4 protein-coding genes are annotated in these 3,996 nt (G+C 33.4%); 3 read left to right on the top strand and 1 reads right to left on the bottom strand.

The window, feature by feature from the left end; all coding sequences use genetic code 11:
• Window positions 1–177: 177 nt before the first annotated feature.
• A complete protein-coding gene (locus AB7942_RS30190) occupies window positions 178–366 on the top strand; it encodes a hypothetical protein (RefSeq protein WP_369449744.1) in 189 nt (62 codons plus the stop codon).
• Window positions 367–529: 163 nt separating this feature from the next.
• Window positions 530–1,066 (top strand): DUF6241 domain-containing protein, encoded by a 537-nt coding sequence (locus AB7942_RS30185; RefSeq protein WP_369449743.1) that lies wholly within the window; start codon window positions 530–532, stop codon window positions 1,064–1,066.
• Window positions 1,067–1,317: 251 nt separating this feature from the next.
• On the opposite strand, the gene AB7942_RS30180 is transcribed toward AB7942_RS30185, so the two are convergent.
• The gene (locus AB7942_RS30180) at window positions 1,318–2,139 is read right to left on the bottom strand and encodes a helix-turn-helix domain-containing protein (protein WP_369449742.1); all 822 of its coding nucleotides are present in this window, start codon (window positions 2,137–2,139) and stop codon (window positions 1,318–1,320) included.
• A 120-nt stretch (window positions 2,140–2,259) separates the two neighbouring features.
• On the opposite strand from AB7942_RS30180, the gene AB7942_RS30175 reads away from it, so the two are divergent.
• The gene (locus tag AB7942_RS30175) at window positions 2,260–3,801 is read left to right on the top strand and encodes a DUF5597 domain-containing protein (protein ID WP_369449741.1); all 1,542 of its coding nucleotides are present in this window, start codon (window positions 2,260–2,262) and stop codon (window positions 3,799–3,801) included.
• Window positions 3,802–3,996: the final 195 nt, after the last annotated feature.

Below are 3,996 nucleotides of genomic sequence, written 5' to 3'. Positions count from 1 at the left end.
AGTGCAAGCACGGTTCTGTGAGGGGGGTGGAGTACAATTTACCGCAAGGTAGAAAGGCTCCCTTCTACTCGACTAGTTGAATAAGCTGAAAAAGGACCTAAATGGTCCTTTTTAATTTGTAATATAATAAGTATTTCATTACATATTCTGGATACACTACCTGTTGAGGTGAAATAAATGAGCAGATTTAAAGTTGTGTTTGAGAATACAATCCAAAGTGGTGGGTTTTCATTGGAGCAGTATTTGATAACATTACATCAAGAAAAAGATATGTTGGATTCATTTGATGGTCATCCAGAATATGAATCAGATATGAAGCTGTTCGAAGGGGAAATTGAGAAGGTAAACAAGTTACTGGAGGGCTAATTGCTCTCCTTTTTTTATTTATAAAATCTTTATTTCATTTATCTTCTTTATCCCTAATGCTTCTTATAGAATTTATAAATTTAATAGTCAGGTTTAATCAAATTTGGTAAAATATTAATAAATAGTAAATAAGATGTACATAGACCAATCGGGGGAAAATGTCATGAAATTGAAAACCTTGAAAGAAAAGATAAAAGTCCATAAGAAAAAATCTGTAGCAATAGCAATCGTAGCTTTTACAATAATGGTCTTGGCGACAAGTGCAATTGCTCATAATATGCTAGTTGTTGCTGCTACTGGAAACATAGACAATCTCAAATGGAACTTGCATTTAAAACCTAATATGCCTGAAATCGAAATAGCGCAGATTATGCATGAAATGACGCATCAAAAAGTCGTATCTGAAGATGACCAAAAGTGGGGAGCAATTCCTATGTGCAACGATACTATCATGCAGGTCTACAATTATATATGGAAAAGCAACTATCCAAAAGAAGACAAAGATTATTATCTTGCAATTCTTGACAAGTGGAAGCAAGGAGACTTTAGCAATGTTGTATCTGACCATAACGAGATTTGGACTGAGGAAGGTGGAACTGTAGGATACGCAGTTGGAAGAGCAACACCTCAGCAAGAAGCTCAATTCGTATTGGTTCACTTCGGACTTCATTGGCCTACATTTCATACACTCCCACTCTAACGAGTGGGTAATTTTTTGCATTTTTTATTATGAAATGAGAATTTTATTATCTTTTTCAATGTTTAGCGTAAAAGATTGTGAATAAATACACTTAAAGTAACTATGCAGGATAGTTGAAGAAGGATTGACTCCAAATAAATAATTTTAAGTATGGTGAATTATTAAACTAGCTGTATTTTCCTTTTTAATCAAAAAAGGTTTAATATCAGAATCTGATATTAAACCTTTTAATTTGACATTATATACAGTTTTTAATGTAGCTCTCTGAATTTCGCTGGTGTCATACCCACCTTTTTCTTAAAAACCATTCCAAAATAACTAACGTCTTCATATCCGCACAATTTACTAATATTCTTTATTTTCTCTTTTCTATCTTGAATTAGTAAAGTTCTTGCCTTCGCAAGCCGAACATCCGTAATATATTCAAATATTGAAAAACCATTAACTTTTTTAAATAACTGGCAAAGGTACTCTTTTGACAAATGGACCTTCTCTGCTAATTCTGATAATACAATTGGTTCCATATAATATTGATTTATATAGTCCATAACTAAATGAACTTTATTACTTTGATTTTGGATAGACTTTTCATTTTGAATGGTTGTAGATTTTAAAAATTCCAGCAAGAAATCATAAAGTATTCTTGAATAATCATACATTTCCATTGGATTATCCTGGGTATAGATAAAAATTAATTCTTTTATATATTTTTCTACTTTATCATTGTTAAGTTTATAAATACCTGATTGTTCAATTCCGATCCTATCAAAAAAATCTTTTGTCCCATACCCAGAAAAAAGTAAGAAATGAACTATCCAATCATTACTAAGTCCGTAGTATCTATGACCGACACCAGGAAAGAACAAAATTCCATTGCCTTCTTCTACGACATACTGTTTTTCGTTTATTTCAAGTACACCTTTTCCTTTTACAGTATGAATCCATTGGAAAAATGGTAAACCGGAAGGTCTGTTAATATATTCCTGCCTATGATTTAAACCTACAGCGGAAAGCACAAAGGGAAGTTGTACAGTTTGTTCAGTATATTTTGTAAAGAAAACCTTTTTCAACATTCAACAAAACTCCAATATATCTTAATATTTTCATATGTTTTTTATTATATTTAGATTTATTCTGCTTATTTTATCCCTTATCATATTAATATAATCTCATTATGAAAGGGGCTTCATTTTATGTCAACTATACCTCACATAAAAAATTACAATAATATACCAACATTATATGTCCATGACGAGCCATTCATTGCGTTAGCAGGGGAAATCCATAACTCCAGCGCTTCAAATCTGGAATATATGAAGAAAGAAGTATGGTCAAAAATAAAAACACTAAATATTAATTCAGTTATTGTTCCTGTTTATTGGGAATTAATCGAGCCCGAAGAAAATCAGTTTGACTTTTCTCTAGTCGAAGGGCTCATTAATCAGGCGCGTGAAAATAATAAGCATCTTATTTTCCTCTGGTTTGGCTTATGGAAAAATGCAGAATCATTTTATGTACCACATTGGATGAAAAGAGATACAAAAACTTATTTTCGTGCCTGTAAAGCCACCGGTGAAGCTTTAAATACGATTTCACCCTTATGTGAAGCCGCAATAGAAAAAGATGCCCACGCATTTTATCATTTGATGAATTTTATCAAATCAGTAGATTCTGAAGAAAACACCGTTATTGTCATACAGGTTGAAAACGAGATCGGACTCTTAGGAACAGATCGAGATTATTCTCAAGTAGCAAATGAAGCTTTTTTAAATGAAATACCTGAATCTGTGGCTAAAGAATTCAGTGTTTCTGGAACTTGGGAAGAATCATTTGGCTTCGATGCAGGCGAATACTTTATGGCATATTATTTTTCATCTGCAGTTGAAAGAATTACTCAGCGTGGACAAAACGCATATCCGCTTCCTTGTTACGCCAATGCGTGGTTAGAACAATTTCCTTGGAATGCCGGAAGCTATCCAAGTGGCGGTCCAGTCATGAAAATGCATAAAATGTGGAAGTTAATGGCACCATCACTTTTTTGTTTTGCACCAGATATTTATGTTCCATATGTACCTAATGTAATGGACGAATATAGTCAGAATGGAAACCCCTTATTTATTCCAGAGGTCCGAGGTGATGCGGTATCAGCTACATATGCTCTATATGCCGTTGGCGGATGTAACGCTATTTGCTATTCACCTTTTGGTATCGAGGATCTTATGAAGAATCCAGAAAACATTGAAAAGCCACCACTTGAAGTCATGCTCGCATTAAATATCGACCCATCAGCATTTGATCTTGAAGGAAGTGCAGCGTATCTTGCCAAAAGCTATTCCATTATTGAAAATATCAAACCCCTTTACTTTGAATATAGAAATTCCAGTCATTTGCAGAGTTTTGTAAAGAGAAATGAACATGACTATGGTAAACTGCTGCATTTTGACAAATACGATATTCTTGTTTCATATTCTCCAAAATTACAATATAAGCCAACATCAGGAGGTATAATTCTTGAGACTTCAGAAAGTGAATTCATTGTTATTGGAACGATGATAAACATTAAATTTTTAGCAAAACCCGGAAGGAATAAAAAAGTTGAATTTCTTAGACTAGAAGAAGGAGAATTTCAAAATGGAAAATGGAAAGCTGGACGTGTATTAAACGGGGATGAAAAAATGATGTTGAAATTGAAAGATATGCCATCAGCTTATAAAATTCATTTATATGAGTATTAAGAATAACATTGAGACCTATTGAAAGAATTCAACCAGCTATTGAAATATAAATGAAACCGTTAGGATTATATTTTTAACGGTTTTTTCTGTTATAAAAGATTGTGAAGAAATGTACTTACACTAACGGGTGCTTGTGCGGCCGAGCCTAGGTCGTATCATATAGCGGGTGGGATTCCCGTCGAGTAAGAACTAGCC

The sequence above is a fragment of the Neobacillus sp. BF23-41 genome (assembly GCF_041106275.1).
This window is presented reverse-complemented; position numbering and strand designations above follow the sequence as displayed.